The sequence below is a fragment of the Pandoraea sp. NE5 genome (assembly GCF_024363545.1).
GTDB lineage: Bacteria > Pseudomonadota > Gammaproteobacteria > Burkholderiales > Burkholderiaceae > Pandoraea > Pandoraea cepalis.
In genome coordinates this window covers 3,656,173-3,682,124 of record NZ_AP025517.1, presented here as the reverse complement: position 1 = coordinate 3,682,124, position 25,952 = coordinate 3,656,173, and the positions used below count along the sequence as shown (strand labels likewise).

At 64.3% G+C, this 25,952-nt stretch carries 25 protein-coding genes and 1 tRNA gene; 11 read left to right on the top strand and 15 right to left on the bottom strand.

The annotated features are described in order from the left end of the window. The first annotated feature begins 202 nt into the window (after nucleotides 1-202). Nucleotides 203-976 (top strand): sulfite exporter TauE/SafE family protein, encoded by a 774-nt coding sequence (locus PanNE5_RS16860; RefSeq protein ID WP_261938438.1) that lies wholly within the window; start codon nucleotides 203-205, stop codon nucleotides 974-976. 55 nt (nucleotides 977-1,031) lie between these two features. Here the strand turns inward: PanNE5_RS16860 and PanNE5_RS16855 are convergent, their stop codons facing one another. Continuing rightward, the gene (locus PanNE5_RS16855; RefSeq protein WP_261938437.1) at nucleotides 1,032-2,720 is read right to left on the bottom strand and encodes an AMP-binding protein; all 1,689 of its coding nucleotides are present in this window, start codon (nucleotides 2,718-2,720) and stop codon (nucleotides 1,032-1,034) included. Nucleotides 2,721-2,954: 234 nt separating this feature from the next. On the opposite strand from PanNE5_RS16855, the gene PanNE5_RS16850 reads away from it, so the two are divergent. Further along, nucleotides 2,955-3,031: transfer RNA gene (locus PanNE5_RS16850), tRNA-Pro, on the top strand. Between the two features lie 222 nt (nucleotides 3,032-3,253). Here the strand turns inward: PanNE5_RS16850 and PanNE5_RS16845 are convergent. Together PanNE5_RS16845 and PanNE5_RS16840 are read right to left on the bottom strand one after the other, a co-directional pair. Beyond that, nucleotides 3,254-3,730, bottom strand: coding sequence for a DUF934 domain-containing protein (locus PanNE5_RS16845; protein ID WP_017233357.1), 477 nt, complete (start codon nucleotides 3,728-3,730; stop codon nucleotides 3,254-3,256). Next, entirely contained in the window at nucleotides 3,720-5,726 is a 2,007-nt protein-coding gene (locus PanNE5_RS16840; RefSeq protein ID WP_261938436.1) for a DUF2849 domain-containing protein, read from the bottom strand. Before PanNE5_RS16840 ends, PanNE5_RS16845 begins: the two co-directional genes overlap by 11 nt. A 283-nt stretch (nucleotides 5,727-6,009) precedes the next feature. On the opposite strand from PanNE5_RS16840, the gene PanNE5_RS16835 reads away from it, so the two are divergent. After that, on the top strand, nucleotides 6,010-6,255 hold the full coding sequence (locus PanNE5_RS16835; RefSeq protein WP_017233355.1) for a hypothetical protein: 246 nt from the start codon (nucleotides 6,010-6,012) through the stop codon (nucleotides 6,253-6,255). Between the two features lie 35 nt (nucleotides 6,256-6,290). On the opposite strand, the gene PanNE5_RS16830 is transcribed toward PanNE5_RS16835, so the two are convergent. Next, the gene (locus tag PanNE5_RS16830; protein WP_017233354.1) at nucleotides 6,291-7,040 is read right to left on the bottom strand and encodes a YoaK family protein; all 750 of its coding nucleotides are present in this window, start codon (nucleotides 7,038-7,040) and stop codon (nucleotides 6,291-6,293) included. Nucleotides 7,041-7,150: 110 nt separating this feature from the next. On the opposite strand from PanNE5_RS16830, the gene PanNE5_RS16825 reads away from it, so the two are divergent. Beyond that, the gene (locus PanNE5_RS16825) at nucleotides 7,151-7,546 is read left to right on the top strand and encodes a BLUF domain-containing protein (RefSeq protein ID WP_261938435.1); all 396 of its coding nucleotides are present in this window, start codon (nucleotides 7,151-7,153) and stop codon (nucleotides 7,544-7,546) included. 159 nt (nucleotides 7,547-7,705) lie between these two features. On the opposite strand, the gene PanNE5_RS16820 is transcribed toward PanNE5_RS16825, so the two are convergent. The 7 genes from PanNE5_RS16820 to PanNE5_RS16790 all read right to left on the bottom strand — a co-directional run bounded on the left by PanNE5_RS16820 (nucleotide 7,706) and on the right by PanNE5_RS16790 (nucleotide 14,633). Then, complete coding sequence (locus PanNE5_RS16820) at nucleotides 7,706-8,752, bottom strand: ABC transporter substrate-binding protein (protein WP_026131833.1); 1,047 nt, start codon at nucleotides 8,750-8,752, stop codon at nucleotides 7,706-7,708. 79 nt (nucleotides 8,753-8,831) lie between these two features. Then, nucleotides 8,832-9,968, bottom strand: a complete 1,137-nt coding sequence (locus PanNE5_RS16815; RefSeq protein ID WP_017233351.1) for an NAD(P)/FAD-dependent oxidoreductase — start codon at nucleotides 9,966-9,968, stop codon at nucleotides 8,832-8,834. Further along, nucleotides 9,961-11,385 (bottom strand): NAD(P)/FAD-dependent oxidoreductase, encoded by a 1,425-nt coding sequence (locus PanNE5_RS16810; protein WP_261938434.1) that lies wholly within the window; start codon nucleotides 11,383-11,385, stop codon nucleotides 9,961-9,963. The genes PanNE5_RS16815 and PanNE5_RS16810 overlap by 8 nt, the downstream gene beginning before the upstream one ends. Further along, nucleotides 11,378-11,773, bottom strand: coding sequence for a (2Fe-2S)-binding protein (locus PanNE5_RS16805; RefSeq protein ID WP_261938433.1), 396 nt, complete (start codon nucleotides 11,771-11,773; stop codon nucleotides 11,378-11,380). The genes PanNE5_RS16810 and PanNE5_RS16805 overlap by 8 nt, the downstream gene beginning before the upstream one ends. 23 nt (nucleotides 11,774-11,796) lie before the next feature. Beyond that, nucleotides 11,797-12,591, bottom strand: coding sequence for an ABC transporter permease (locus PanNE5_RS16800; protein ID WP_017233348.1), 795 nt, complete (start codon nucleotides 12,589-12,591; stop codon nucleotides 11,797-11,799). Between the two features lie 43 nt (nucleotides 12,592-12,634). Beyond that, nucleotides 12,635-13,540 carry an ABC transporter permease gene (locus tag PanNE5_RS16795; RefSeq protein WP_017233347.1) on the bottom strand — a complete coding sequence of 302 codons (906 nt, stop codon included), beginning with the start codon at nucleotides 13,538-13,540 and terminating at the stop codon, nucleotides 12,635-12,637. Further along, nucleotides 13,533-14,633 (bottom strand): ABC transporter ATP-binding protein, encoded by a 1,101-nt coding sequence (locus tag PanNE5_RS16790; RefSeq protein ID WP_017233346.1) that lies wholly within the window; start codon nucleotides 14,631-14,633, stop codon nucleotides 13,533-13,535. The genes PanNE5_RS16795 and PanNE5_RS16790 overlap by 8 nt, the downstream gene beginning before the upstream one ends. A gap of 297 nt (nucleotides 14,634-14,930) precedes the next feature. Here PanNE5_RS16790 and PanNE5_RS16785 point away from each other — a divergent pair, with 297 nt between their 5' ends. After that, nucleotides 14,931-15,800, top strand: coding sequence for an IclR family transcriptional regulator (locus PanNE5_RS16785; protein WP_017233345.1), 870 nt, complete (start codon nucleotides 14,931-14,933; stop codon nucleotides 15,798-15,800). Between the two features lie 29 nt (nucleotides 15,801-15,829). Continuing rightward, entirely contained in the window at nucleotides 15,830-16,306 is a 477-nt protein-coding gene (locus PanNE5_RS16780) for an OsmC family protein (RefSeq protein ID WP_261938432.1), read from the top strand. Nucleotides 16,307-16,370: 64 nt separating this feature from the next. Here PanNE5_RS16780 and PanNE5_RS16775 read toward each other — a convergent pair whose 3' ends face one another. Then, nucleotides 16,371-17,009 (bottom strand): glutathione S-transferase family protein, encoded by a 639-nt coding sequence (locus tag PanNE5_RS16775; protein ID WP_261938431.1) that lies wholly within the window; start codon nucleotides 17,007-17,009, stop codon nucleotides 16,371-16,373. Nucleotides 17,010-17,294: 285 nt separating this feature from the next. On the opposite strand from PanNE5_RS16775, the gene PanNE5_RS16770 reads away from it, so the two are divergent. Continuing rightward, nucleotides 17,295-18,422 (top strand): aminotransferase class V-fold PLP-dependent enzyme, encoded by a 1,128-nt coding sequence (locus PanNE5_RS16770; RefSeq protein WP_261938430.1) that lies wholly within the window; start codon nucleotides 17,295-17,297, stop codon nucleotides 18,420-18,422. Nucleotides 18,423-18,499: 77 nt separating this feature from the next. Here PanNE5_RS16770 and PanNE5_RS16765 read toward each other — a convergent pair whose 3' ends face one another. The 3 genes from PanNE5_RS16765 to PanNE5_RS16755 form a co-directional block, all read right to left on the bottom strand. Continuing rightward, nucleotides 18,500-18,991, bottom strand: a complete 492-nt coding sequence (locus tag PanNE5_RS16765) for a cupin domain-containing protein (RefSeq protein ID WP_017233341.1) — start codon at nucleotides 18,989-18,991, stop codon at nucleotides 18,500-18,502. A 203-nt stretch (nucleotides 18,992-19,194) separates the two neighbouring features. Next, nucleotides 19,195-19,500, bottom strand: coding sequence for a panthothenate synthetase (locus PanNE5_RS16760; RefSeq protein ID WP_261938429.1), 306 nt, complete (start codon nucleotides 19,498-19,500; stop codon nucleotides 19,195-19,197). A 130-nt stretch (nucleotides 19,501-19,630) separates the two neighbouring features. Further along, the gene (locus PanNE5_RS16755) at nucleotides 19,631-20,638 is read right to left on the bottom strand and encodes a DUF72 domain-containing protein (protein ID WP_261938428.1); all 1,008 of its coding nucleotides are present in this window, start codon (nucleotides 20,636-20,638) and stop codon (nucleotides 19,631-19,633) included. Nucleotides 20,639-21,408: 770 nt separating this feature from the next. Here PanNE5_RS16755 and PanNE5_RS16750 point away from each other — a divergent pair. The 4 genes from PanNE5_RS16750 to PanNE5_RS16735 all read left to right on the top strand — a co-directional run bounded on the left by PanNE5_RS16750 (nucleotide 21,409) and on the right by PanNE5_RS16735 (nucleotide 25,946). Next, nucleotides 21,409-22,293, top strand: a complete 885-nt coding sequence (locus PanNE5_RS16750; protein WP_261938427.1) for a GGDEF domain-containing protein — start codon at nucleotides 21,409-21,411, stop codon at nucleotides 22,291-22,293. Between the two features lie 34 nt (nucleotides 22,294-22,327). Then, nucleotides 22,328-22,909, top strand: coding sequence for a TMEM175 family protein (locus PanNE5_RS16745; RefSeq protein ID WP_017233337.1), 582 nt, complete (start codon nucleotides 22,328-22,330; stop codon nucleotides 22,907-22,909). 67 nt (nucleotides 22,910-22,976) lie between these two features. Next, nucleotides 22,977-23,195, top strand: coding sequence for an RNA-binding S4 domain-containing protein (locus tag PanNE5_RS16740; protein ID WP_017233336.1), 219 nt, complete (start codon nucleotides 22,977-22,979; stop codon nucleotides 23,193-23,195). A gap of 120 nt (nucleotides 23,196-23,315) precedes the next feature. Then, nucleotides 23,316-25,946 carry an EAL domain-containing protein gene (locus PanNE5_RS16735; protein ID WP_017233335.1) on the top strand — a complete coding sequence of 877 codons (2,631 nt, stop codon included), beginning with the start codon at nucleotides 23,316-23,318 and terminating at the stop codon, nucleotides 25,944-25,946. The last annotated feature ends 6 nt before the right edge of the window (nucleotides 25,947-25,952 follow it).

Sequence of the window (25,952 nt, the reverse complement as noted above, 5' to 3'; positions counted from 1 at the left end):
TGACGATTCTGTTTTTCCAACTTCCATCCCTCTGGACTGGCGCGATGCTTTGGCACGGCGTGAATTTGGCCTGAGCATAACTGAAAACGCCAAAGCGCGCCGGACGCCACCTCGGCCCGACATCGCAGCCTCAGCGCCTGCCTGAGCCCGCCTGCGCGAATGCCGCATTGGCGTTCCAGCATGGCACATCGATACTGACGCCATGATGAATACTCAACACCTCACCGACCTCATCCCCCTACTCCTCCTGGGGCTTGCCACCTTTGTGCTCGCGGGCTTCGTCAAAGGCGTGATCGGGCTGGGCCTGCCCACGGTGGCCGTGGGGCTGCTCGGATTGGCGATGCCGACGGCGCAGGCCGCGGCGCTCCTGATCGTGCCGTCGCTCGTGACGAATGTCTGGCAATTGCTGGCGGGGCCGCGCTTTGCCGCGCTGGCCAGGCGTCTGTGGCCGATGCTGGTCGGCATCTGCGTCGGCACATGGGCCGGTGGCGGATGGCTGGCCAACGGCGGCAACGTTGCGGGCATGGCGCTGGGCATCGCGCTTCTCGTTTATGCGGCATTGGGGCTGGCGGCGGTGCGGCTGCATGTGCCCAAGCGTTGGTCCGCCGCGCGCGTGAGCGCGCTCGGCGCGGGCATGGGTGTGGTGACCGGACTGGTCACGGCGGCGACCGGGGTGTTCGTCATTCCCGCGGTGCCGTTCCTCCAGGCGCTTGATCTCGAGCGCGACGATCTCGTGCAGGCGCTCGGCCTGTCGTTTACCGTGTCGACCGTGGCGCTCGCCGCCGGGCTGGCACGCGACGGCATCTTCCACGGCCATGCGATCGGCGTGTCGCTGCTGGCGTTGGCGCCCGCACTGGGCGGCATGTACTTCGGGCAGTGGGTGCGAGGGCGCGTCAGTGCGCCCGTCTTCCGCCGGTGCTTCTTCGTGGGTCTCGCCATGCTCGGTGCCGAATTGGTGATTCAGCACCTGCGCTGAGCGCAACGCTCGGCGGGGGCCCTGGCGGGGTCATGCAGGCCGGGGCCACGCGGCATCACTTGAGGTCGTTGAAATCGACGTCCCAGAATTCCATCTCGCGGCGGCTTTCCAGATTGCGCCCCGCTTCCGTACGCCGCAATTCGACGCGGCGAATCTTTCCGGAAATGGTCTTCGGCAGATCGCAGAACTCGATGCGTCGGATGCGTTTGTAGGGGGCGAGGTGATCGCGGCAGAAACGCAGGATGTCGAGGGCGAGCTTTTCGTCGGCGTGAAAACCGGTGCGCAGCGTGATGAAGGCCTTCGGAACGGCAAGCCGCACCGGATCGGGACTCGGCACCACGCCAGCTTCGGCGACGGCCGGGTGCTTGATGAGTTCGCTTTCGAGCTCGAACGGGCTGATGCGATAGTCGGACGCCTTGAAGACATCGTCCGCGCGTCCGATGTACGTGAAGTAGCCGTGCTCGTCGCGCATCGCCACGTCGCCCGTGTGGTAGTAGCCCTCGCGCATGGCGTCGGCGGTCTTCTCGCTGTCGTCCTCGTAGCCTTGCATCAAACCCGTCGGGCGTGACGACAACACGAGCGCGATTTCGCCTTCGTCGGCTTCGGCGCCGTCATGATCGAGCAGTACGACGCGATAACCCGGCATGGGGCGCCCCATCGACCCCGCCTTGACGGGCTGCCCCGGAGAGTTGCCGATCTGGCAACAGGTTTCGGTCTGACCATAGCCGTCGCGAATCGTGATGTGCCAGGCGCGTTTGACCTGGTCGATCACTTCGGGATTGAGCGGCTCGCCCGCGCCGATCAGTTCACGGAATTTCACCGCATGGCGAGTGAGATCTTCCTGAATCATCATGCGCCAGACGGTGGGCGGCGCGCACAACGTCGTGACGCCGCAACGCGTGGCCGTCTCGAGCGCGGCACGCGCATCGAAGCGCGAGAAGTTGTAGACGAAGATGGTGGCGCCCGCGTTCCACGGCGCGAAAAAGCAGCTCCACGCGTGTTTCGCCCAGCCTGGCGAGCTGATGTTCCAGTGGATATCGCCGGGTTGCAGGCCAAGCCAGTACATCGTGGCGAGATGGCCGACCGGATAGCTCTGGTGCGTGTGAAGCACGAGCTTCGGGCGCGACGTGGTCCCGGACGTGAAGTAGAGCAGCAATGGATCGGTCGCGAGCGTGGCACCGTCGGGGGTGAAGTGGTCTGAGGCTTGATAGGCGGGCGCGAGGGGCGTCCATCCTTCGGGCGGGTTGGCGCCAACGGCGATGCGCCGATAGTCGCCGGGCAAGGCGGCGAACTTGACGGCATCGCGTGCGGTGGTGACGACGTGACGCACACGGCCCCGTTCGAGCCGGTCGACAAGGTCGCCCGCGGCGAGCAGCGTTGTCGCGGGAATCATGACGGCGCCGAGTTTCATGCAGGCGAGCATGAGGTCCCAGAGTTCGACCTGATTGGGTAGCATGAGCAACACGCGGTCACCGCGCGACACGCCTTGCGCTCGCAGGAAATTGGCGACGCGATTGGAGCGCCGCGACATTTCGGCAAATGACAGCCGTGCCTCGCGTCCGTCTTCTTCGACGACCCAGAGGGCCGGACGGTCGTTGCCCTGGGCTTGGGGGTCGAAGAAATCCAGCGCCCAATTGAAATGCGAGAGGACGGGCCAACGGAAATCACGGTACGCCACGTCGTAGTGGGCGCGCTGGGCGAGCAGCAGGTCGCGCGCGGCCTCGAATCCCAGGATTTGCGGCATCGCTTGTCTCCGAGCCCCCAAGGGCAGGATTAGGCAGAATTCCATTATCGTGTGGCCCTCCGAATGCAACATTCGGGATAACCATCATGGGGTTTCGCCAACGGTAGACGTCGCGCTGCGCGTGCCGGATGCAAAAAAATATGCGTACGACACGCACGTCCTCTTTCTTTCCCGAGCGAAGCTCTGCTATACTCGCCTTCTTTCGAGCAATGCATCTAGACGACGCATTTCTCACGGGGCGTAGCGCAGCCTGGTAGCGTACCTGCATGGGGTGCAGGTGGTCGGAGGTTCAAATCCTCTCGCCCCGACCAGATTAAAACCCGCACAGTCATTGACTGTGCGGGTTTTGTCGTTTGGACACCCGATGATGGTGTAGCACACCCGGACAGTCGACGACGCCCGATATCTGACTTGGCGTGTCTCGTAGGAGTTCTACGCAGGGGTGAATTTTGCGGTGTCCGACGGCGGCGCACGCCCGCCATCAAGGACCGCGGCCGGACGGTGCCGGCCGCAGGAACTTCAGAGCGTGGTCCTCAGGCCGACAGACGCTCGAGCAGCGTGCGGGGACGCGAGGCGCGACCCACTGCCGCCTGGGCGGCCTCATGCCAGCGTGCCGTGGGCACGTCCGACGGCGACAGCAGGCTATCGAAGCCGCACGCCCACAACATCGCCAGTTGATCCGGCAGCAACGGACCCGCCGCGCGAATCGCCCCTTCGAATTGCCACTTGTCCCGCAGCAGCTTCGCCAGCGTGAATCCCCGCCCGTCGCGCGTCTTCGGGAATTCGATCACGATCAGGTCGAGTTGCGGCAACAGCGGCGCAATACGTGCCGCATCGTCGTGCCCCTGCACGCGCACACCGGCCGGCGCCACGCCCTTCTCGTTCGCGGCAAGCCAGGCGTCGAGCGGCAACACGTCCTTGTTGCCCGGCAGCGCCGCCGTGGCCGACGCGTCGGCGCCGTGATAAGTCCAGACGTCTGCCGCCGGCAGTCCGTTTCGATCAATCAACATTCAAAGCTCCCTTGAATTCTTCTGCCCCAACGCGTCCGAGCGTATCGATGAAGCGCTCGCCCTCGTTTCGCAACGAGAGATATCGTCCGAGAATGTTCTCGATCACCTGCGGCACGTCCTCATAGCTGACGCCCGGGCCGAGAATCTTGCCGACCGCGGCATTCTCGTCGGCCGAGCCGCCCAGCGTGATCTGATAGTTCTCCTTGCCCGCCTTGTCGACACCGAGAATACCGATGTGCGCGACGTGGTGATGCGCGCAGGCGTTGATGCAGCCGGATACATTGAGCGTCACCGGCCCGATATCGCGTTGCTGCGCCTCGGAGAATCGCAGCGCAATGCGTTGCGCCACCGGTACCGAACGCGCATTGGCGAGCGCGCAGTAATCCAGGCCCGGGCAAGCGATCGCATCCGAAATCAGGCCGATGTTGGCCGTCGCCAGACCGGCCGCCTTCAGGCGCGACCACAGCGCATACAGTTCGTCACGCTTGACGTGCGGCAACACCAGGTTCTGCTCATGCGTGACGCGCAGCTCGTTGAACGAATATTGCTCCGCCAGATCGGCCAGCACCAGCATCTCCTGCGCACTGGCGTCACCCGGAATACCGCCGGCCGGCTTGAGCGAGACGACCGCACTGATATAGCCGGGCACCTTGTGCTCGTGCGTGCAGGTATCGACCCAGTGACGGAACGCGATATCGCGCTCGTACGATTGCGCAAACGCCGTCGACTCGCTCGGCAGCGTCTCGAACTCGGGCACGATGAAACGCTCGCGAATCCCCTCGACAACGGCATCGCCCAACGGCCGATGCGTGAGCGCAATGCGCGCGAACTCTTCCTCGATCATCTCGATGAACTTCGCGGGCTGCATTTCCTTGATGAGGATCTTGATGCGCGCCTTATAGATGTTGTCACGTCGACCCAGCGCGTTGTACACCCGCAGGATCGCTTCGACGAAGCGCAGCAGATCTGCTTCGGGCAACCACTCGCGCACGAGCGTGCCGACGATCGGCGTGCGTCCCAAGCCACCGCCCGCATAAATCTGGAACCCCACTTCGCCACGATCGTTGGTACGCGCCAGAATGCCGATGTCGTGAAAGCGCACGGCGGCACGGTCGGCTTGGCCACCCGTGATCGCGATCTTGAACTTGCGCGGCAGATAGGTGAATTCCGGATGGTCGGTCGACCATTGACGCAAGATCTCGGCATACACGCGCGGGTCGAGGACTTCGTCCTTCGCGGCGCCGGCGAACTGGTCGGTCGTCACGTTGCGAATGCAGTTGCCGCTCGTCTGGATGGCGTGCAGGTCCACGTCGGCCAACGCCGACAGGATTTCGGGCGAGTCGGAGAGCGTCGGCCAGTTGAACTGAAGGTTCTGGCGCGTGGTGAAGTGGCCGTAGCCCTTGTCGTAACGGGTCGCCACATAGGCGAGCTGACGCATCTGAATGCCGCTCAGTGTTCCGTACGGAATCGCAACGCGCAACATGTAGCCGTGCAGTTGCAGGTACAGACCGTTCATCAGGCGATAGACCTTGAAATCGTCTTCGCTGAGTTCGCCGGACAGGCGTCGCGCCACCTTCTGACCGAACTCGTTGGCGCGGTCCTTGAGGAACTCGCGCTCGGACGGGTCGTAGCGATAGATGCCGGCGTGCTCCGGGGCAACGGTCAATGCCGGCGCATGCACCAGCGCCGCCGGCTCACCGCCCTGCTCGGCCTGCTTGCCCAAATCTTCACGCACCGACGGCCCGCGCGAGCGCAGTTGTTCCCGGAAATCTTCCGGCACCGGGCCGGCGTCGCTCAGTTGCGCCGGCCGCGGCATGGGATCGACGATCAGATTGGCGGCCAGCGCGCTTTTCGCAGCCGCTTGCGCCGGCTCGAGTTCCTGCGCGTCGAACACGTGTGCCTGCGCCAGGTCATCGACCCAGTTATGTTGCTTGTCCAGCCAAACGACCAGGCCGTCTTGCAGCCGGTTTGCCGAAATCAGATTGCCTGCATTCATTCAACGCTCTCAATGCTTGTCATCATTTGGTCGCAACTCGCGATTCGACCCGCAGGCTATCAAGACGCGCGCGAAGATACGACCATTTACTAGTTATGTAGACATTACGGGATGTTGTTTGGACTCGGCCGCCCCGCCGGCCCTGACCGGGCCGACGACAGCCCGCCCAGGCATGCACGCCCCCAAGGGCCAAGGGCGCTGGAATGACTTCAAAAATACACTGTATTTTTATACAGTACTCATGCTACATTTCCGATCATGCCATTTCATCTTGAGTGACACCATGAGCGACGCCAAATCCATCAAGTTCATCGTCGTGCCCTATCGCAAGAACAAAGACGGCGTCTTGCAGCCCGGCGAGTTGCGCCAGGCGAGCACCGAATTCGGCGCCGTGCGCATCGCGCAATCGATGGCCTCCGGCTTCGCGGGCATCGCCGCCTACGAAGTGCTGGTCGACGAAGAAGACGGCACGATGGATGCACCGCGCGTGCTGTTCCAGGACGGGGCCATTCCCGCCATGGCCGACTGAGCGCTGACCGGCGTCAGGGTTCGGTGGTGCAGGGTTCAGTGGGGACTTCTTGCGAGATCGTCGAGCAGCGGCACGATGGCCAGCACGATCAGTATCCCTGCGAGCGGAACCGTCGCGACGAAGCCGAGGTGCTTGAAACCCAGCGCCCCGGCCAGCCCGCCCAGGAAGAACATGCCCAGCAACGCGCACAGCAAACGCAGCTTCTGGTGGTCCCCCGCCACGCGCGGCAGATGGCGTGCCACCCCGGGACGATTCCAGTAGCTCATTTTGCCTAGTTCGATGCCGATGTCCGTGACCAGACCGGTAACGTGCGTCGTGCGAATCTCGGCCCGGGATATCTTGGTGATGATGGCATTCTGCAGCCCCATCACGTAACACAGCAACCCGACTGTGCCCGGCACGTATAACAGCCGCCGGTTTTCAAGATTGGCCCCCATCACGCCGAACGCCAGCAGGAGCAACGCTTCGAGCATGAGTGGAACCGCATATTCGCTGTGCGTCTGATGGCGCCGCCCCCAATGAATGAGGATGGACGACGTTGCGGCACCGAGCAGGAACGCCAGCAAAGCGCTGAATCCGGCCAATACGAGCACGAGCTGCCCGAGCGCCAGATTGTCGGAGAGCGAGGCGACAATGCCCGACATGTGCGAAGTGTACTGACCGACGGCAAGAAAACCGCCCGCGTTGGCGCCGCCCGCCACGAAAGCCAGCGAGCAGCCCAGACGCCGGTTCGCGGCATCGGTGCGCACCGGCTGGGTGAATCCACGTAGAAATTTGATCGGCATGACGCGTGAGTCTCAGGCTTCGCACATGCGGTATTCTAATGCGCGTTGACGCAGCGTCCACGCCAATATCGCGCGCCGACGCCCAGCCTGTATGACGGAGACAACGAAGCATGATCGAGTGTTACGCGTACTTGAGCCGAGCCTTGCCCGATCTCGATCTGCGCGAGCTCGCCAAGATCATCGTCAACTCACGCGGGTTCAACGCCACCTACGGCATCACCGGCGTGCTGCTCTACGATGGCACGATGTTCTATCAATACATCGAAGGACCGAGCGAACCGCTTGCCGATGCACGCCAGCGCATCGAGGCATCGCGTCACCATCGCGACATCCAGGTGTTGCTCGATGGCACGCCGCACACGCCCGGCGCATTTCCGACGTGGAGCCTGGGCTACCTGATGCTCGACCAGCCCGCCCACGCGCTGCAGGCCCTGATGATCCCCGCCGACCACGCCGACCTTGTCGGCGCCTTTGCTACACTCGCTGCCAAGTCAGACGCGATGTGACCCATCTGGCACCCGAGCAAAAAAGCGCCGGGCGTCCTGATGAACTCCCCCCCAAGCGTCAGACATCCGTCCAACTTTCGGGGTGCGTTTCATGAGCGGCCCGGCGTTTTCCGTCTTCCTGGCGCATGCTGGACATGCGCCAGGATCACGGCATCGAGATTACTGCTCGATCTGACGGTTCCAGCGCTGATCCCACTGGGCGCGACGCTGGTTGATGGCGTCCCAATCCACGGTCGTGATGTTCTTCACCAGTTCGTCGATCTTGCCCAAACGCTTCTGCATCGCGGGCGGCACGGTGGCGTGCGGATTGGTCGGGATATACGCACCCGCGGCGGCGGCAAGCGTCTGCCCCTTGGCCGAGAGCAGGAATTGCGCGAGCTTCTGCGCCATGGCGTTATCCGGGCTGTTCTTCACGACACACAGATCGACCAGCAACTGCACCGCACCTTCCTTCGGGGCTACGTACGCCACCGGAATGCCCTTGTCCTGCAGCTCGCTCACGGCCGTCGGCGTCAGCGGGAAGATCGCGGCTTCGCCGGTCTGGATCATTTCCGAGAGCTTGGCCGAGTTCGGAATGTACTCGACGACATTCGGGCCCACGGTGGTCGCCCACTTGCTGAAGCCCGGCTCGACGTTGGTCTCGCTACCGCCCCAGATGCGGTTCAGGGCCAGGAAACCATGCAAGCCGAACGTGCTGCTCGACGCCGACTGGAACACCACCTTGCCCTTGTACTTGGGATCGGCGAAATCGCTCCACGACGTCGGCGCGGCCCAGCCCTTTTCCTTGAAGATCTTGGTGTTGTAGCCGATACCGGTCATGCCCAGCTGCACGCCAGCGGCCATGTCGTCCTTCACGCGCGCGAACGGATACAGCTCCTTGAGCGTGGGCGAATCGTCGAGCTTCTGGCACACCCCCATGCTGATCGCGCGCGCCATCACGCCATCGTCCAGGAACACCACGTGCATCTGCGGGCTGTTTCGATTCGCGAGCAGCTTGGCCAGCACGTCGGACGACGTTCCCGGCACCACCACGACCTTCACATTGTTGGCCTTTTCGAACTCGGGGAAGACCTGCGTCGTATAGGCCTTTTCCATCGAGCCGCCATTCATGCCGACGTACAACGTTTTGGACTGCGACCAGGCCGCGCTGCTCGCGCCCAATGCCAGCGCCGCAGCGCACATGACGACCTTTCGGGATAGCTTCATCGTGGTTCTCCTTGTGTTTCCTGGGTGTGAGGAAGGTAGTGTTGTGACGAACTCGGGACGTACGGGATGCATTTGCCGATCACGCATCGGCCGCGACCGGCGCGAACCGGTCGACGGCAAACGCCTCGATCGGTGTCGCCGTCTCGCCGTGCGTGACCAGATCCGCCAGCACTTCGCCTACGCCAGGGGCCAGCAGAAAGCCGCCCCCCGAGAAGCCGAAGGCATGCACCAGATGCGGCGTGGTGCGACTCATGCCGATGATCGGATTGTTATCGGGCGTCTCGCCCTCCACGCCGCTCCAGGTGCGAATGAGCAACGCATGGCGCAGCGCCGGCAGCAATGCACAGGCCTCGCGCATCACGGCGCGCGTGGTATCGGCCGACGGCTGGGCGTACTCGCCGTCGCCGGTGCCGCGTCCGCCGCCGATCACACAGTTGCCGCGCTCGACTTGCCGCGCATACACGCCGCCGCCGTACACGCCGAGGTTATGGCCAATGAACTTCGGCAGCGGTTCGGTGACCCACATGTTCGGATAGATGGCATGCATCGGCACCCGCTCGCCGAACGTGCCCGCGATGTGATTCGCCCACGCGCCGGAGGTATTGAGCAGCCAGTCGGCGCTCAGGTGCAATGGCTCGCCGTCGACTGGCTTTGCCGCAAGCTGGAAGCGCACGCCATCGTGCGCCACCGAGGTAATCGGCGTACGTTCGCGCACGTGCGCGCCGAGCGCGCGGGCGGCGCGCGCAAACGCGGGCGATACGAGACGCGGGTTCGCGTGGCCGTCGCTCAGACACAGCGAGCCGCCGACGGCGCCGTCGCCCAGCCACGGAAAACGCTCGCGAAACGCCGCCCCACGCAGCACAGTCGAGGCGAGACCGTAGCGGCTGGCCATGGCCGACCAGGCGTCGAGCGGTTCGAGATCGCTCTCGCGACGAGCGAGACGCAAGTGTCCCGAGCGCACGAATTCGCCGTCGATCCCGATCAATTCGGGCAGGCGATCCCATAACTTGCGCGCGCGCATGGCGAGCGGCAGTTGTTCTTCCGGGCGGCCCTGGCAGCGTACGCCGCCGTAGTTCACGCCGCTGGCCTGCGCGCCGCAATAACGCCGCTCGAACAACGCCACACGCAAACCACGCTCGGCCAGCGCACGCGCCGCCGAGGCGCCGACCAGCCCACCACCGGCGACGACAACGTCGTAATGCAGGGTCTCACTCATCGCGCGCCTCCTCGGGAATGGCCGCAACGTTTTCATCGAACAACATCGGCGCGATCGGAATCGGTTTGATCGGGGCCTGCGCCCGCAGACGCCCCGCTTGTGCCAGCGTCTGGCCGCTCTCGCGCGCGAGCAGATGGCAGGCCGCCTCGCCGCACATGCGGCCCTGGCAGCGTCCCATGCCGACACGCGTGAGCGCCTTGAGCCGATTGATGTCGGTCACACCGTCCTCCCGCACGCAGTCGCGCAGCGTGCGCGCATCGACTTCCTCACATCGACACACGATCATGTCGTCGGGCCAACGCGCCGACGGATCGTCGGGCGCCGCAAACGCCTGCTCGATCCCCACACGAAAGCGCCCAATGCTCGCGAGCTTGCGTTCGATGGCGTCGGCGTCGGGCGCGTCGGGCATTGCCGGGGCGGCGATGCCGAGATCCTCGAGCAAAGCCAGCGCCGCACGACGGCCGGCGAGTTCCGCCGCGTCGGCGCCGGCGATACCCGCGCCGTCTCCCGCCACATAGATGCCGGGTTGCGAACTGCGACCGGCGGCGTCGCGCTCAGGTAGCCAGCAACGATTGAGGTCGTCGAAGACGAAACGGCACCCGGCCAAATCGGCCAGTTGTGTCTCGGGACGCAGGCCGAAGCCCAGCCCCACGGCGCTGCACGCCAGCGTGTGTTCGCGGCCGTCGCGCCGCCAGCGAATCGCGCGCACCCCGGCGGCGCCGTCAATGCCGTCGAGCGCGACGCCATGTTCGATGCGCACCCCATGCGTGCGCAGCCATCCCACGTAATAGAGCCCCTTGGCGAGGGTGGCCGGCTGATTCAGCAGCCGCGGCGTGGCCTTGACCTGACCGGCAAACGCGCTCGTGTCGAGCACCGCGGCCACGTTCGCGCCCGCTTTCGCGTACTGGTAGGCCACGAGATACAGCAACGGCCCCGTGCCCGCGAACACCACCTGCTCGCCAATCGCACACCCCTGTGCCTTGAGCGCGACTTGCGCGCCGCCCAGCGTGTACACGCCCGGCAGCGTCCAGCCCGGCAGCGGCAAGACGCGATCGGTCGCACCGCTGGCAATGATCAAATGCGTGAACGGCACGGGTTTTTCCCGGCCGTCGTGGATCGTATGGAGCCGCGCCGGATCACAAGCCCACACTAGGGTCTCGGGTCGATAGTCGACCTGAAGCAAGAGCGCGGCCATGACGCCGTGGATGGCGTCGGCCTTGGCCGCTTCGAAGCCGTACAGCGCCTGCTTGGTCCGTGTGAAGCCCGCGCCGGCCGGCGGCTGTCGGTAGATCTGTCCGCCCCAGCGCATGTTTTCGTCGAGCACCACCGGACGCTGCCCCGCTGCCACCAGCGTCTGCGCAGCGCGAATGCCCGCAGGACCGGCGCCGACGATCACGATCTCAGCGTGCTCAAACATGCGAGCCTCCGTGCGCTTCGTCGGCATCGGGCGCCCGCGTGAGAATCCGCATGCCGGCTTGCACCGGTGTCGAACAGGCGCGCAGACGCGTCAGTTGGGCATCGCCACCGGTGCCAGACGCCGTCTCGCAGCGCACCCAGCAATCCTGGCATGCACCGATCAGGCAAAAACCCGCGCGCGGTGCGCCGCCGAATTCACTTATCCGGACATGGCGCTGGTGCATGAGGATGGCCGTGAGCAGCGTGTCGCCCGCGAGTGCCTGCACCGGGGCGCCGTCGAGATAAAACGTGACGGACGCGCGCGCCGTCTCGACCAGGCGCGCCAGTTGCGGATGTCCCGGCGCGCAGGTGTCTTGCGACGCGCGGGAAGCATGGGAAGCGTGAGACATGAGATTCTTCTTGGAGCGCACGTTCAATGCTGACCGATCAGGATGCGGTTCAGGCCGTAGACACGGTCGAGCAGCAACATCGCGCCCAGCGTCACTGCAATGACGAGCGCGGAGACGGACGCCATCATCGGATCGATCGACTCGGTCGCATACATGTACATGCGCACGGGGAGCGTGACCGTCTGCGGCGAGGTGATGAAGACCGACATCGTCAGCTCGTCGAAGCTGTTGATGAAGGCGAGTAGCCAGCCGCCGGTAATGCCCGGCAGGATCATCGGCATGGTCACACGGCGGAAGGTCGTCCATGCGCCCGCGCCGAGCGACGCTGCCGCATGCTCGACACTGCGGTCGAGTCCGCTGATCGACGCCAGCACGAGGCGCATGATGAACGGCGTCACGACGATCATGTGCGCGAAGGTCAGCGCCGCGAACGAGCCGCTCACGCCCAGCATGGCGAAGAAGCGCAGCAGCGCAATGCCGAGCACGAGGCCCGGAATCACCAGCGGCGACAGCAGCAAACCGTTGAGGAAGTTGCGTCCCGGAAAGCGCGCGCGGCCGATGGCCAGGGCGGCGGGCAACGCAATCGCCAGCGAGAGCGTTGCCGACAGGAACGCCAGCTTCAGGCTCGTGAAGAACGACGCGATGAAGTCGGGGTAGTCGAGAATCGCGCGGAACCAGCGCAGCGACACGCCGCGCGTGGGCAGCGAGAGCGTTTGCTCGGGCGTGAACGCGACCAGCACGACGATGATCATCGGCGCGAGGACGAAGAGAATGACGAGCGTATGGAACGCGAGCGCCAGGGGGCTGTTTTTACGCATGATGGCGAGTGGGTTCTGTTCTGCGGGAGACCGTGTCCTGGCCTTAGCCCATGCTGCGCGAATAGCGGCGATCGAGCAGGCGGTAGTACGTCAGCATCACGATCAGGTTCGCTACGAGCAGCAGCACGGCGATGGTCGCGCCCAGCGGCCAGTTCAGCGAACTCAGGAACTGGTCGTACACGGCGGTCGCGGCGACCTTGAGGCGGCGTCCGCCCAGCAGGCTCGGAATCGCGAATGCACTCGCCGACAGGCCGAACACCATCAGACTGCCCGACAGAATGCCCGGCACCAGTTGCGGCAACACAATGCGGCGCAGCGTCGTGGCCGGTGATGCCATCAGCGACAGCGCGGCGTTCTCGGTCTGAGGGTCGAGCCGTTGCAGCGACGTCCACACAGGAATCACCATGAACGGCAGCATCACATGTACCAGCGCGACGATGATCGCGAAGTGGGTGTATTCCAGCTTGTACGGGCCCATGCCCAGGAGGCCGAACGTCTGATTGATCAGGCCGCCCGAGCCAAGCAGCATGCTCCAGCCGAACGCCCGCACCACGATCGACACGAGCAGCGGCGAGAGAATCACCAGCAAGAAGAGCGAACGCCACGGGTCGCCCATGCGCGAAAGCACATAGGCTTCGAACGTGCCCACCACGGCGCACACCGCCGTGACGGTGAGCGAGATGCCGAACGTGCGCAGAAAGATCGTGTGGAAGTACGCGTCGGACAGTACCTCGGCGTAGTTACCGAACTGGAACGCCGCGATCGGGCCGCTCGACGGATCGAACTGATAGAACGTGAGCGCGAGCGTCATGAGCAGCGGAATGAGCACCAGCGCCACGAACAGCAGCATGGCCGGAGCGCTCATCAACCACATCGGCAGATACGCATGCCAGGGTGCACGCGTCGCCGGCGCCGTCTCGGGGCTAGCCACCTGCAATGTCTCAGCCATGAGCGTGCTCTCCCGCGTTCGGCGTAATGAAGCGCACGGCCTCGGCCTGCCAGTCAAGGCCGACCGGCGCGCCTTCGGCGAGCGGCTCGCCGCCTTCGTTCTGACAGCACACGAGCACTTCGCCCAGCGGACTGTCCACGCGGTACAGCCATTGGCTGCCGAGGAAGAAGCGGCTCGTGACCGTGGCCGCCATCCGGCCGTCGGCGGGTGCGCACAGACGAACCTTTTCGGGACGCAGACACAGCGTGATTGCGTCCCCCACGGCCATCACGCGCTCACGCGGCGAGAGGTCGGACAGCCGCGCGCGCTGGGTCAGTTGCGCGCCTATCTCGACATGCAGGTGCTCGTCGTCGCGCGCCGCCACACGGCCGGCCAGCATGTTGGCCTTGCCGATGAACTTCGAGACGAACGGCGTTTGCGGACGCTCGTAGGCACGATACGGCGTGTCGACCTGGGTGATGCGCCCGGCCTCCATCACCACGACCCGGTCGCTGATCGACAGCGCTTCCGATTGATCGTGCGTGACCATGATCGTGGTCGTGCCGATCTTGCGCTGAATCGCGCGCAGCTCGAACTGCATGTCTTCGCGCAGCTTGGCGTCGAGGTTCGACATGGGCTCGTCGAGCAGCAGCACGGGCGGCGCGATCACGACCGCGCGCGCGATTGCCACGCGCTGGCGCTGACCGCCGGAGAGTTCGCGCGGGAAGCGATGACCGAGCGCATCGAGGCGCACGAGGGCCAGCGCCTCGCGAATGCGCGCCTGACGCTCGGCCTTGTCGATACCGCGCATCTCCAGGCCGAAGCCGACGTTATCCGCCACGGTCATATGCGGGAACAGTGCGTAGCTCTGGAACACAATGCCCAGGCCGCGCTTGTTCGGACGCATGTGCGTGATGTCGCGCCCATCGAGGGTAATACGCCCGGTGGTGGTTTCCACAAAGCCCGCGATCATCTGCAAGGTGGTGGTCTTGCCGCAGCCCGAGGGGCCAAGCAGCGAGACGAACTCGCCCTTCTCCACCGAGAGGTTGACGTTCGAGACGGCGTTCAGCTCGCCAAACGTCTTGGAAACATCCGTCAAAGTCAGAAAAGACATGGTTACGACCTTCGGGCACTTGCGCGCCGCAAGAAATGCAATTGCATCGAACAGTAGCGAGCCAAATTGCCCGCCGCAAGATAACGATTCCGTGAAATGAGATAAATATTCAGATTATTTTGTTTGACGGAATATTTGACGAATGAACACATGAATTCATTTCGCGTCACCACCTCGGTACAATCCCTAACTTACCGCGAATATTGGATGTTTTTTACAGTGTCGGCGGATCGCACCTGTTTTCAAGAGGTATCGGCTTACGCTAGTATTCCGTTTGACGGAATATTCGAGACAGTAATGAACACCATCGATTCACCCCGCACGCCGACGTCGCCGTCGTCGGACGCGGCTGGCGCGGGCATTCTGCAACGCACCTTTGCCGTCATCCGCGCATTGGGCGACGCCAAGCCCGAGGGCGAGCGTGTGACCCACCTAGCCAAGGCAGTGGGCCTCAGTCAGGCGACGGTGCACCGAATTCTGCATGCGCTCATCGCCGAGCAGGTCGTGGAACAGGACGAGACCTCCAAGCTCTACCGGCTCAGCATCGACTTCTTCGCGATGGCGGCGCAGGCCGGCAACCCGAGCGGCATGCGCACGCTGTGCCGTCCGTCGCTGCTGCGGCTTTGCGCGAGCCTCGGCGACACCATCTTCCTGCTGGTGCGCAGCAGCTTCGATGCCGTGTGCCTCGATATGTGCGAAGGGCCCTTCCCGATCCGCTCGTTCACCGGCGACATCGGCGGTCGCGTGGCGCTGGGCGTCGGCCAGGGGAGTCTGGCGATTCTCGCCTTCCTGCCGGAGGCCGAGCGCGAAGAGATCATTCGTTTTAACGTGCCGCGTTTGCGCGGGTATGGGGTGCTCGACGAGGTCTATTTGCGCACCGAAATCGAGCGTGTGCGTCAATTGGGCTATGCGGGCAGCAACAGCGGCGTGCTCGACGGCATGGCCGGGGTGGCGGTTCCTGTGTTCGACCGCACCGGGCACGCGGTGGCCGCGCTGAGCGTGGGCACGCTCGCCGCCCGGCTGTCGCAGGATCGTCTGCCGATGGTGGTGGAATTGCTGCGGCGTCAGGCCGAGTTGATCGGCCCGCAGACGAACCCTTTCGACGTTGCGATGCGCCGCCCGATGCATGGCCTTACACGGGCACTGACGACAGAACCGCTGGCGTAACTCACGCTGGCCTACCAGGGAGATACTTCGTGGCATCAGGCGAACATCAATATCAGGTCGACGTCGAGTGGACCGGCAATCAGGGCAGCGGTACGTCGGGCTACCGCGCGTACGGGCGCAATCACGACATTCGCGCCGATGGAAAGCCGACGATCCCCGGCTCCGCCGACCCCGCCTTCCGTGGCGACGCCGCGCGCTGGAACCCCGAGGACTTGCTGGTCGCGTCCGCGAGCGCCTGCCACAAGCTCTGGCATCTGCACCTGTGTGCCGAAGCGGGTGTGATCGTCGAGCGATACGCCGACCACGCCCTGGGCACGATGATCGACACCGCGCAGGAAGGCCGTTTCGCGCGGATCGCGCTGCGCCCGCACGTAACGCTCCGGGCGGGCAGTAACGCCGCGCTGGCGGCCGAACTGCATCATCAGGCCCACGCGAAGTGCTACATCGCCAATTCGGTCAACTTCCCCATCGAGTGCGAGCCACGCATCGACGTGTTGCCTGAGTGATGGCGTGATGGCGTGATGCGGATGAGCGGGGTGGCGGGTTGCCCGCCCCCGGTTCGGCCGGTCATTACGCCGCGAGTTGTTTCGCCAGTTCGGCATCGCGCTGCTGCGCGCGCACGAACGAGTCGCGGGCGCGAAAGCGTTCCACGTAGCTCATCACGGCCGGGGTCGGCGGCACGAGCTTGAATTGCGTGAGGAAGTGCATGGCGTTGCCCCACAACGCATCGGCCGCCGTGAACGACTCGCCCAACCACCACGGACCGTCGTTCTGCGCCAGATGCCGCTCCAGCGTCCACATAACGGCATCGTAGTCGCCATACGGCGAGCGCGAGCGCTCGGCGCCGTCGCGCCCCAGCGACTTGTCGACCACCGCCGGCTCGACACACGAACCATAGAACACCATCCAGCGCAGATAGGCGCCGCGGCGCGGATCGCCCGGCATCGGCGCGAGTTCTTTCTCTGGATACAGTTCGGCGAGATACATGTAGACCGCCGCCTGTTCGGTGACGATCGCATCGCCATGACGGATGGCCGGCACCTTGCCCATCGGATTGACGTCCAGATACTCCGAGCCACGTTGCTCGCCGGTGGCGAAACGCAGCAGATGAAGATCGTGCTCGGCCTGCAGTTCGTCGAGCAGCACCAAAACGCCTGACGAGCGCGTGTTGGGGGCGTGATAGAACGTGATGCGTCGATCAGTCGTCATGGGCTTGTCTCCAGTCCAGCGCCAGGGGGAGCGGCATGTCCGGGTCGGCAAGGGGCCCAGGCGACCGCCGTCGGATTTCGGGAAATCTTACTGCATCGCGTCGGGCGCTGGCCGACAGGTCCGGCGCCCGCGTGCGAAGATAACGAACGAAACTGTTCCCCGGGCGAGCCGCATTTATGATTTGATACCGCTGAAGCGACGCAAATCGGCTTCCCGCTCACCTGCAGGTGGCTTTTGTGAGCCCCTGTTCTTGATTTTCATACTCGTCTATTGTCGGAGGCGGACGTGCCAGGACTACTTCCCGATGTCGACCGCGAGGGACTCCTCGAATATTCGGTCGTGTATACCGACCGTTCCATCAATCACATGTCGCGGCGCTTTCAAGGCGTGATGCGCGATATTTCCGATACGCTGAAAAGCGTCTATCACGCGAAGTCGGCGGTCATCGTCCCGGGAAGCGGGACGTTCGGCATGGAGGCCGTGGCCCGGCAGTTTGCAACGAACAAGAAGTGCCTCGTCATTCGTAACGGATGGTTCAGCTTCCGCTGGTCGCAGATTTTCGACATGGGCGGCATACCGTCGGAATCGACGGTCTTGAAGGCGCGTCCCGTCGAACCGGGAAGGCAAGCGGCCTACGCACCGGCCCCGATCGACGAGGTGGTCGCGGCAATCCGGGAACACAAGCCGGATCTGGTCTTTGCCCCGCATGTCGAAACTGCCTCCGGCATGATGTTGCCCGATGCCTATTTGCGCGCGGTGTCCGACGCGATTCATGCCGTCGGCGGTATGTTGGTCCTGGATTGCATCGCGTCCGGCACGGTCTGGGTCGACATGCAGGCGTGCGGCGTCGACGTGCTGATCAGCGCCCCGCAAAAGGGGTGGAGTGCGCCGCCCTGCTGCGCCATGGTCATGCTCAGTGCGCTTGCCCGCGAACGGATCGACACCACCACGAGCACCAGTTTCGCCTGCGATCTTCGGCAATGGCTGCAGATCATGGAAGCTTATGAGAACGGTGGATTCGCGTATCACGCCACGATGCCCACGGACAGTCTTGCGACATTGCGCGGCGTCATGAAAGAGACCGAGGCGTACGGCTTCGACAAAGTGAAAGCGGAACAGCTTGAACTCGGTGCGCGCATTCGCGCGCTCCTGACGGAGCACGGATTCAAGAGCGTGGCGGCCGAAGGTTTTCAGGCGCCGGGGGTCGTGGTCAGCTACACCGATGACGACGGCATTCGATCCGGCAAGAAATTCGCCGATGCCGGTTTGCAGATCGCCCCCGGCGTGCCGCTGCGATGCGACGAGCCCGACGACTTCAAGACCTTCCGTATCGGATTGTTCGGTCTGGACAAACTGCACGACATCGACGGCGCGGTGGCCCGGTTCGCCAAGGCAATGCAGAGTATTGTGTAGCGTTTCTCCGGCGCATGCGGGGCGCTAGCCGCCCTCGCATCGGCCGGTCTCCAACCTGGGGTGACCGGCGGACGGCGTCATTTCTTGCCGACGCTACCGCCCACCACCTCAATCGCTGAAAGATCCACGAGATTCGAGGGCATCCCGATACCGGGATTGCGGAACATCCGTTTGTTCTGGCGGGGATAGTCGCAAACATCGTGGGGAAGTCTCTCGCCGACGACGATGCAACGCAAGGTCTCGGAACCGGTATTTCGGATCGAATGCGCCAGACCGCCCTTCCGGTAACCGATGAAATCCCCCGGGCCAATGGCGAATGCCTCATCCCCGATCACGGCGGTTGCCGTTCCACTCAACACATAGACGCACTCGTCTTCGTGATGATGGAGGTGGTACTCCGTCGTTTCACGGCCCGGCTCGACTTCAACAATGTGGAATCCGAACCCGCTAAGCCCGGTCGCGTCGCCCAGCGATTTGTTGGTACGTATTGCATTCGGGTTCCGGAAATGCGTTTTCGTGACGCCATCCATCCCGGCGATGTCTTCGCTTTTGATCAGGTACGTGCTCATTGCAGTAGCGCCTCGTTGTGGACGGTGACGTTCCATTCTATGGGAAGTCGCGCCGCCGGCATGGCAACGTCGACTATCGGCGCCTTCTTTTGAACGCCGTACTCACGGCGCTCCTGCTGTGCGGCAGCGTGATGTGCCTGTCCCGGGTTAGCACACCACGGCATGGGAGCGGTTAGCCTCGCTCGCACGCCGTGCCGCGCGCCCTATTTCCACTTCGAGCCAAGCGCTTCGAGTCCAGCTTTCTTGAGGTCATCTGCCACCATCACCACGCGAAACTCACAGTCGGCATTGAACGTAAGAAACCATGGCTCCGCGAATTTTGGAATCTGCGACGGCTCCTCAAGGTTCACGACGAGGATTGCTCCGCGTGTACCGTTCTGCTCGGTGAAGTAGGCTGCTTCCGGTTTCATCTCTGCGAGAACCCTCTCTATTAATTCTCCGATGGAGCCATCGCGCACAAAACTGTTGAATGGCTCGTGAGGTATTCGTATGTTGAGAAGCATTCGCATCGTCGTTCTCCTTGAATGTGTCCGAAAGGACGCTTCAAGGATAGGAGTTCGTCGCGTTATTGGCTGCGTTATTCAGCAAGCAAGCAAAGCGCCATCGGGGGCGCTCATGACCCATCTCTGACTGACACCCTCACGGCGCGACGGCATCAGAGCCGAGGATGCTCATCAACGACCTGGCATTGCGCTGCCCCTGATCCTCGTAATTGTTGTTGAACACTACATACACGCGGGCGACTTCCTTGGCGATGACGCGAATCGGATCAACCAGCGCCACCAGTTCCGCGTCGCGATAATCGTAGTTGAAGCGGTCCGACGCGGCGGTGCTATCCCGCACATTCCATGTCGCCTGATTGCGCCCGTGCAGGCGCACGACAGCGGCGAGCGGCGTGGTCGTCGCCCAGACCATCGGGATGCTGTTGGCGAAACCCTGCGGCTCGTCGACCACGGTGTTGACCCAGCCCAACTCGCGCAGCCACGCCAGTGTGGCCTCGCCGTGCGCCCCGTCGAACCAGCCGCGGTGACGAAACTCTGCCGCCACACCGTAACCCCGCATCCGTTGCGCGCACGCCTCGACGTGCGCGCGGCTCTCGCGATTCCCCGTCAGCCAGGGCGGAAACTGAAAATGCACCAGCCCCAGCTTGCCCGCCTGCCGCAACGGCGCGAGCGCTTCGAGATAGCGCCGCCAGATCTCGTCTCTGAGCGCGTCGGGAATGTCCTTGTAATACACGTTCGCGCGCGGGCCCGGCGGTAGCTCGGCCTGCAAATCCCTGGGCAGCGCAATGCGGGGCGTCTGGTGCCCCGTGAGCAGGCGGAATGCCTTGATGTTGAAGACGAACGCGCGCGGCGTGCGCTCGGCCCAAAGCTGCGTGTTCGATGCCGACGGCATGGCGTAGTAGCTGCTATCGACCTCGACCATCGGAAACTGGCTCGCGTAATAGCGAAGCCGCGCCTCGGCCGACGCATGCCCCGGCGGATAGAACCGCTTGCACGCAATCAGCGACTTGTCCGTCCACGACGCCGTGCCGATGTACACATTCTGGCCAGCCGTCGCGACGCTTGTCGAGGCGTCGGAGGCGTCGGAGGCGTCGGGCGTCAGCCAATCAGCCTGCCCCGCAGTGTGCGATTTCACTCGGCTCATGCCAAATCCTCCCGTGGCGGCAAGCGTCGCGTTCGTTGGGTTGCGTCGCGCCAGTATAGGGCTAGCGCGCATGTCGGGGATGGGGACTGGACTGGGACGAACGACTGCCATACTGCGCGCTGATCTGATCCGGCACGCGTTCCCCGCACCGTGCCGTTTATGCGGCCCGCAGCTCACCCTGCGGGTCGCCTTTTTCGGATCCCCGTTTTCGTCACCGGTGCCATCGGCAGGTTCTCGGCCACGCTATCATGGGCCAATTGCCATCACGCCTGTCATCCCGTTACGCCCGCCGAGTGCCCGCCATGACCGAACGCCTGCCCGTCGAACGCTCAAAAGCTTATCGTCTGCTCAATCACGGCCCGACCGTTCCCGTGGGAAGTGCGCACGACAGCGCCCATCGCAGCGCCGACGAGGTCACTCAAGCGATCGCGCAGACCGCCCACGCGCTCTGGCGCACACACGGCACGACGGGTTCCACGTCGTCGCATTTGCCAAGTGACGACAGGCGGGGCAGAATTGACGCCGTCACCGACATCATCGATCGAGAGTCGCCTTTGGCGTCCACCCATCGCGACATGACCGCATCCGAAGCCGACCTCCACGCATCGCATGCCCCCGCTTCCACGCCGCGGCATGGGCCGATACCCGACACGCCCGTTGACGAGGCCGAACGCCTCGCGGCGCTGCGTCGTTACGAAATTCTCGACACGCCACCCGAGCCCGCGTTCGATCGCATCGTGCGTCTTGCGTCTTATTTGTTCGGCGCACCGATGTCGCTCGTCTCGCTGATCGACGAGTCGCGCCAGTGGTTCAAGGCGCGCCAGGGCATCGACACGCCGCAGACCCCGCGCTCGATGGCCTTCTGCGCGCACGCGATTCTCGGCGACGATGTGCTCGTCGTGACCGACGCCCGTGCCGACCGGCGCTTCGCCGACAACCCGCTGGTCACGGGAGAACCCAACATCCGGTTCTACGCGGGCGCGCCGCTGCGCACGCCCGAAGGGCATCGCTTGGGCACCCTGTGCGTGATGGACCGCCGCCCCCGCACGCTCGACGACGAGAAACGCGCGCTGCTCGCGGATCTGTCGGCGCTCGTCGTCGACGCGCTCGAGCTGCGTCGCGTCAATCGAGTGCTTGGCGAGATGGCCATGCGCGACGCGCTGACCGGCGCACTCAACCGCCGCGCCTTCCTGATACAGGCCGAACGCCTGTTTTCCACCGCACGCGCTCAGCAACGCCGCTTATCCGTGCTGATGCTCGACCTCGACCATTTCAAGCGGATCAACGACGCGTGGGGCCATGCCATCGGCGATCGCGTCATCGTGGAGTTGACGCAGGTAGTGCGCGCCACGCTGCGCAAGGGCACGCCGATCGGCCGCCTGGGCGGCGAGGAGTTCGCGGTGCTGCTGCCCGAGGCCGACGCCCAACGCGCCATGCAGGCCGCCGAACGCCTGCTCGTCGCGATCGGCAACGCCAGCGTACCCGGACCCGGTGGCGGAGCCAGCGGATCCAGCGACCCCATCCGCTTTTCCGTCAGCATCGGTATCGGCAGCCTCACCCCGGACGATGCCGAATTCGGCACCCTGCTGCAACGCGCCGACCGCGCGCTGTATGCGGCCAAACAGTCCGGGCGCAACCGCCTGGCCGTGATGTGACCCCCACCCGCGACCGACAACAACAACGAACACAATGGGCAAGAGCCGACTGGAAGCCTTCAGCGATGGCGTGATCGCCATCATCATCACGATCATGGTGCTGGAGATGAGAGCACCGCACGGCAGCGAGCTGTCCGATCTCCTGCCGGTCGCCCCAACGTTCCTCACCTACATCCTGAGCTACATCTACGTCGGCCTGTACTGGAACAACCATCACCACCTTTTCCATGTGGTTCAGCGAGTCTCGGGCAGCGTACTGTGGGCCAACCTGCATCTGCTGTTCTGGCTGTCGCTGGTGCCGTTCGTCACGCGCTGGCTCGGGGAGAACCATTTCACCGCCTGGCCGACGGCGCTCTACGGCGTGGTGCTGTTCATGGCGGCCGTGGCGTACTACCTCCTCACGCGAGCATTGCTCGCCGTGCATGGCGCAGGAGGAAATGCAAAGCTCGCCGCCGCCGTGGGGCGCGACGTCAAGGGCAAGCTGTCGGTCGTGGCCTACGCGCTGGCCATCGGACTGGCATTCGTGATGCCGGCACTCTCGCTCGTGCTCTATGCCGTGGTCGCCGCCGTCTGGCTGATCCCGGATCGCCGGATCGAACAGGTAATCGAGTCATAGGGCTGCGGACTCGCAAGCACGGTGGCAGTCGACGCGCATCGCGTTTTTACGTAGTATCCGGTCCATCATGCAAAACGTAACCTTTGAACTGACGGGCGAATTCGTCGCCCTGAACGACTTGCTCAAGCTCGCCGGCCTCGTGGATTCGGGCGGCGCGGGCAAAGTGATGGTAGCCAGCGGCGCGGTCAGCGTCGACGGACGGCAGGAGACCCGCAAGACCTGCAAGATCCGCGCCGGTCAGACCGTTTCGGTCGACGGTGTTCGCATTCGCGTCAAGGCGGCTTGATACCCGGTTTCCCCCATGTGAGCCTGCCCCCGCAGGCCGCTATACTTAAAAGCGGTTTTTGGCGTGTCAGCCCAAGTCACACCCGACAATGTCCACAGGACGTCCGAGGAGGCCGTTGCGATGGTCGTGCCCCGTTCACCGTCCGTCGCCGGCACCGCGCCGGGGCGCGAGGCGCTGCTCGCGGCGCTCGACCACTCGTTGGGCATGCTCACGCTCACGCCGGATGGCATCGTCGTCGATGTCAACGACAAGCTGCTCGGCATGTTCGGTTACGCGCGCGCCGACCTGCTTGGCCAGCCGCACGCACTACTGTGCGAACCCGGCGATCCCACATGCGGCAATGCCCTGGCCCACGTCGCCAGCACCCGGCGCTCGCACACCGGACAAGTTCGCCGTCGCCGCCGCGACGGTCGCCCGATCTGGCTCGAAGCCACTTACAACCCCGTCATCGACGACGACGGTAATCTCGCCTTCGTGATCAAGCTCGCCGTCGACGTGACCGCGCGCGTGGAGCGCCAGGCGGCCGACGACGCCCGCCTGCACCTGCTCTCGCTCGGCGTCGACGAGACCGACAACGCCGTGCTCATCACCGACGCACAGGGTTGCGTGTGCTACGTCAACGCCGGGTTCACGCGCATGTTCGGCTACGCTGCGAATGAGGTCGTCGGCCAGTCCACCCGGCTGCCGTTGGGGGAAACCGCGACGGGCGACGTCGCCGACAGTGCATCGGCCGTCGATATCAAGGAGGCCCTTGCGCATTGCCTCGTCGCCGCCCGCGACGGCCGCAGTTGCCACAGCGAAGTGCTCGTGCGCACGCTGCAGCGCCAGCCGCTGTGGGTCTCCGTCGTGACGAACCCGATGCTCGACGCGAACGGCAAACTCCTCAACGCCGTGGTGCTTTTCACCGACATCACGCAATCGAAGATTCAGGAAGTGCTGCAACACAAGGCGCTCGCCGCGATGGTGCGCGATGCGCCCCTCGTCGAAGTGCTCACGCTCATCTGCCGCGAACTGGAGCAGATCGCGCCCGAGGTCGTGGCCTCGGTGGTGCGGGTCGATTCGGAAGGCCGGTTGCGCCCGCAAGCGGGGCCAAGCCTGCCCGCGCAGTATCACAAGAACATCGAAGGCCTGGCCATTGGACCGAACGTAGGCACCTGCGGCTCGGCGGCGTTTCATGCGCGCCCGGTGATCGTGACCGACATTGCGAACGACCCGCGCTGGGCCGATTTCCGCGACATGGCGGCCGAATTCGGATTGGCCGCGTCGTGGGCCATGCCCATCATCGCGAACGACGGGCGGGTCCTCGGGGTGCTCGGTTTCTATTACCGCACGCCGCGCAGCCCCGACGCCCTGCATGAACGACTCGTCGACGTCTGCGTGCATCTGTGCAAGCTGGCCTTCGAGCGCGACGAGTCGCGCACGCGCATCCGCCAACTGGCGTTCTCGGACAACCTCACCGGCCTGCCCAATCGAAGCATGCTCGGCGTGCTCGCGGCACAAGCCATTGCCAGCGCGGCGGAGCTGAACGCGCGCATGGCCGTCATCTTCATCGACCTGGATCGCTTCAAGCAGGTCAACGACTCGCTCGGCCACCAGGCAGGCGACGCCCTGCTGCGCACGATCGCCCAGCGCTTGAGACGCTCGCTGCGCGGCGCCGATATCGTTGCGCGTCTGTCAGGCGACGAGTTCGTGGCCATGCTCACCGAGTGCGATCCCGAGCGACTCGATATTGCGCTCGAGCGCATGCGCAGCGCGTTGCGCGCGCCATGCCAGATCGATGGCGTGACGCTCGCACCGTCGGGCAGCTTCGGCATCAGTCTGTATCCGAATCACGGCAAGGAATTCGACATGCTTTTGCAGCGTGCAGACATGGCGATGTATCAGGCGAAGATGACCAGCCCGGGCAGCGTACGCGTCTATCACGAAGACATGAACATCCACGCGCAGGAGCGGCTCGAGCTGGAGACCGCCCTGCGCGACGCCCTGCGGCACGGCAAGCTCGCGCTTTTCTATCAGCCGCAGATCGATCTGTCCGACGACTCGGTCTACGGCGCCGAGGCCCTGACGCGCTGGACGCATCCGCAGTACGGCGACGTGTCGCCGTCGCGCTTCATTTCACTGGCCGAGGAGTGCGGCCTGATCGGGGAACTCGGCACCTGGACGCTGCGCGAGTCGTGTCGCCAGTTGGCGGATTGGCGCCGGCGAGGCGTAGGCATCGGCAATGTGTCGGTCAACCTGTCGCCCACCAACTTCCACGATCACAACCTGCCGCGTACGATTGCCGACGCGCTGGCCGATCACGATCTGCCACCATCGTGCCTCGCCATCGAGATCACGGAAAGCGTGTTGATGGACCACAATCCGACCACGCTGCGCATCATCGACGAAGTCCACGGCATGGGCGTGCGCCTGTCGATGGACGACTTTGGCACCGGCTACTCGAGTCTGGGTTATCTGCGCCGCCTGCCGGTCTCGGAGTTGAAACTCGACCGCAGCTTCGTCCATGACATTACCCGCGACGAAACGGTGCAGGCACTGACCAATGCCATCATCAGCATCGGTCGCAATCTGCGCCTGACGGTCGTGGCGGAAGGCGTCGAGGACGAAGCCCAGCGAGCGCTGCTCTTCGCGCAAGGGTATCGTGTCGCGCAAGGGTATCTGTTCTCCCCCGCCCTGTCGGCCGTCGACGTCGAACGCTGGCTCGAACAATGGTCGGCACGCCCTCCCTCACCGAACCCCGTCCCCGCCTGAAACATC

Bases quoted from the DNA above. Each gene is read 5' to 3' on its own strand.
- PanNE5_RS16860 (WP_261938438.1), top strand. From the start codon at position 203: ATGATGAATACTCAACACCTCACCGACCTCATCCCCCTACTCCTCCTG.
- PanNE5_RS16855 (WP_261938437.1), bottom strand. From the start codon at position 2,720: ATGCCGCAAATCCTGGGATTCGAGGCCGCGCGCGACCTGCTGCTCGCC.
- PanNE5_RS16845 (WP_017233357.1), bottom strand. From the start codon at position 3,730: ATGTTGATTGATCGAAACGGACTGCCGGCGGCAGACGTCTGGACTTAT.
- PanNE5_RS16840 (WP_261938436.1), bottom strand. From the start codon at position 5,726: ATGAATGCAGGCAATCTGATTTCGGCAAACCGGCTGCAAGACGGCCTG.
- PanNE5_RS16835 (WP_017233355.1), top strand. From the start codon at position 6,010: ATGAGCGACGCCAAATCCATCAAGTTCATCGTCGTGCCCTATCGCAAG.
- PanNE5_RS16830 (WP_017233354.1), bottom strand. From the start codon at position 7,040: ATGCCGATCAAATTTCTACGTGGATTCACCCAGCCGGTGCGCACCGAT.
- PanNE5_RS16825 (WP_261938435.1), top strand. From the start codon at position 7,151: ATGATCGAGTGTTACGCGTACTTGAGCCGAGCCTTGCCCGATCTCGAT.
- PanNE5_RS16820 (WP_026131833.1), bottom strand. From the start codon at position 8,752: ATGAAGCTATCCCGAAAGGTCGTCATGTGCGCTGCGGCGCTGGCATTG.
- PanNE5_RS16815 (WP_017233351.1), bottom strand. From the start codon at position 9,968: ATGAGTGAGACCCTGCATTACGACGTTGTCGTCGCCGGTGGTGGGCTG.
- PanNE5_RS16810 (WP_261938434.1), bottom strand. From the start codon at position 11,385: ATGTTTGAGCACGCTGAGATCGTGATCGTCGGCGCCGGTCCTGCGGGC.
- PanNE5_RS16805 (WP_261938433.1), bottom strand. From the start codon at position 11,773: ATGTCTCACGCTTCCCATGCTTCCCGCGCGTCGCAAGACACCTGCGCG.
- PanNE5_RS16800 (WP_017233348.1), bottom strand. From the start codon at position 12,591: ATGCGTAAAAACAGCCCCCTGGCGCTCGCGTTCCATACGCTCGTCATT.
- PanNE5_RS16795 (WP_017233347.1), bottom strand. From the start codon at position 13,540: ATGGCTGAGACATTGCAGGTGGCTAGCCCCGAGACGGCGCCGGCGACG.
- PanNE5_RS16790 (WP_017233346.1), bottom strand. From the start codon at position 14,633: ATGTCTTTTCTGACTTTGACGGATGTTTCCAAGACGTTTGGCGAGCTG.
- PanNE5_RS16785 (WP_017233345.1), top strand. From the start codon at position 14,931: ATGAACACCATCGATTCACCCCGCACGCCGACGTCGCCGTCGTCGGAC.
- PanNE5_RS16775 (WP_261938431.1), bottom strand. From the start codon at position 17,009: ATGACGACTGATCGACGCATCACGTTCTATCACGCCCCCAACACGCGC.
- PanNE5_RS16765 (WP_017233341.1), bottom strand. From the start codon at position 18,991: ATGAGCACGTACCTGATCAAAAGCGAAGACATCGCCGGGATGGATGGC.
- PanNE5_RS16760 (WP_261938429.1), bottom strand. From the start codon at position 19,500: ATGCGAATGCTTCTCAACATACGAATACCTCACGAGCCATTCAACAGT.
- PanNE5_RS16755 (WP_261938428.1), bottom strand. From the start codon at position 20,638: ATGAGCCGAGTGAAATCGCACACTGCGGGGCAGGCTGATTGGCTGACG.
- PanNE5_RS16750 (WP_261938427.1), top strand. From the start codon at position 21,409: ATGTCGCTCGTCTCGCTGATCGACGAGTCGCGCCAGTGGTTCAAGGCG.
- PanNE5_RS16745 (WP_017233337.1), top strand. From the start codon at position 22,328: ATGGGCAAGAGCCGACTGGAAGCCTTCAGCGATGGCGTGATCGCCATC.
- PanNE5_RS16740 (WP_017233336.1), top strand. From the start codon at position 22,977: ATGCAAAACGTAACCTTTGAACTGACGGGCGAATTCGTCGCCCTGAAC.
- PanNE5_RS16735 (WP_017233335.1), top strand. From the start codon at position 23,316: ATGGTCGTGCCCCGTTCACCGTCCGTCGCCGGCACCGCGCCGGGGCGC.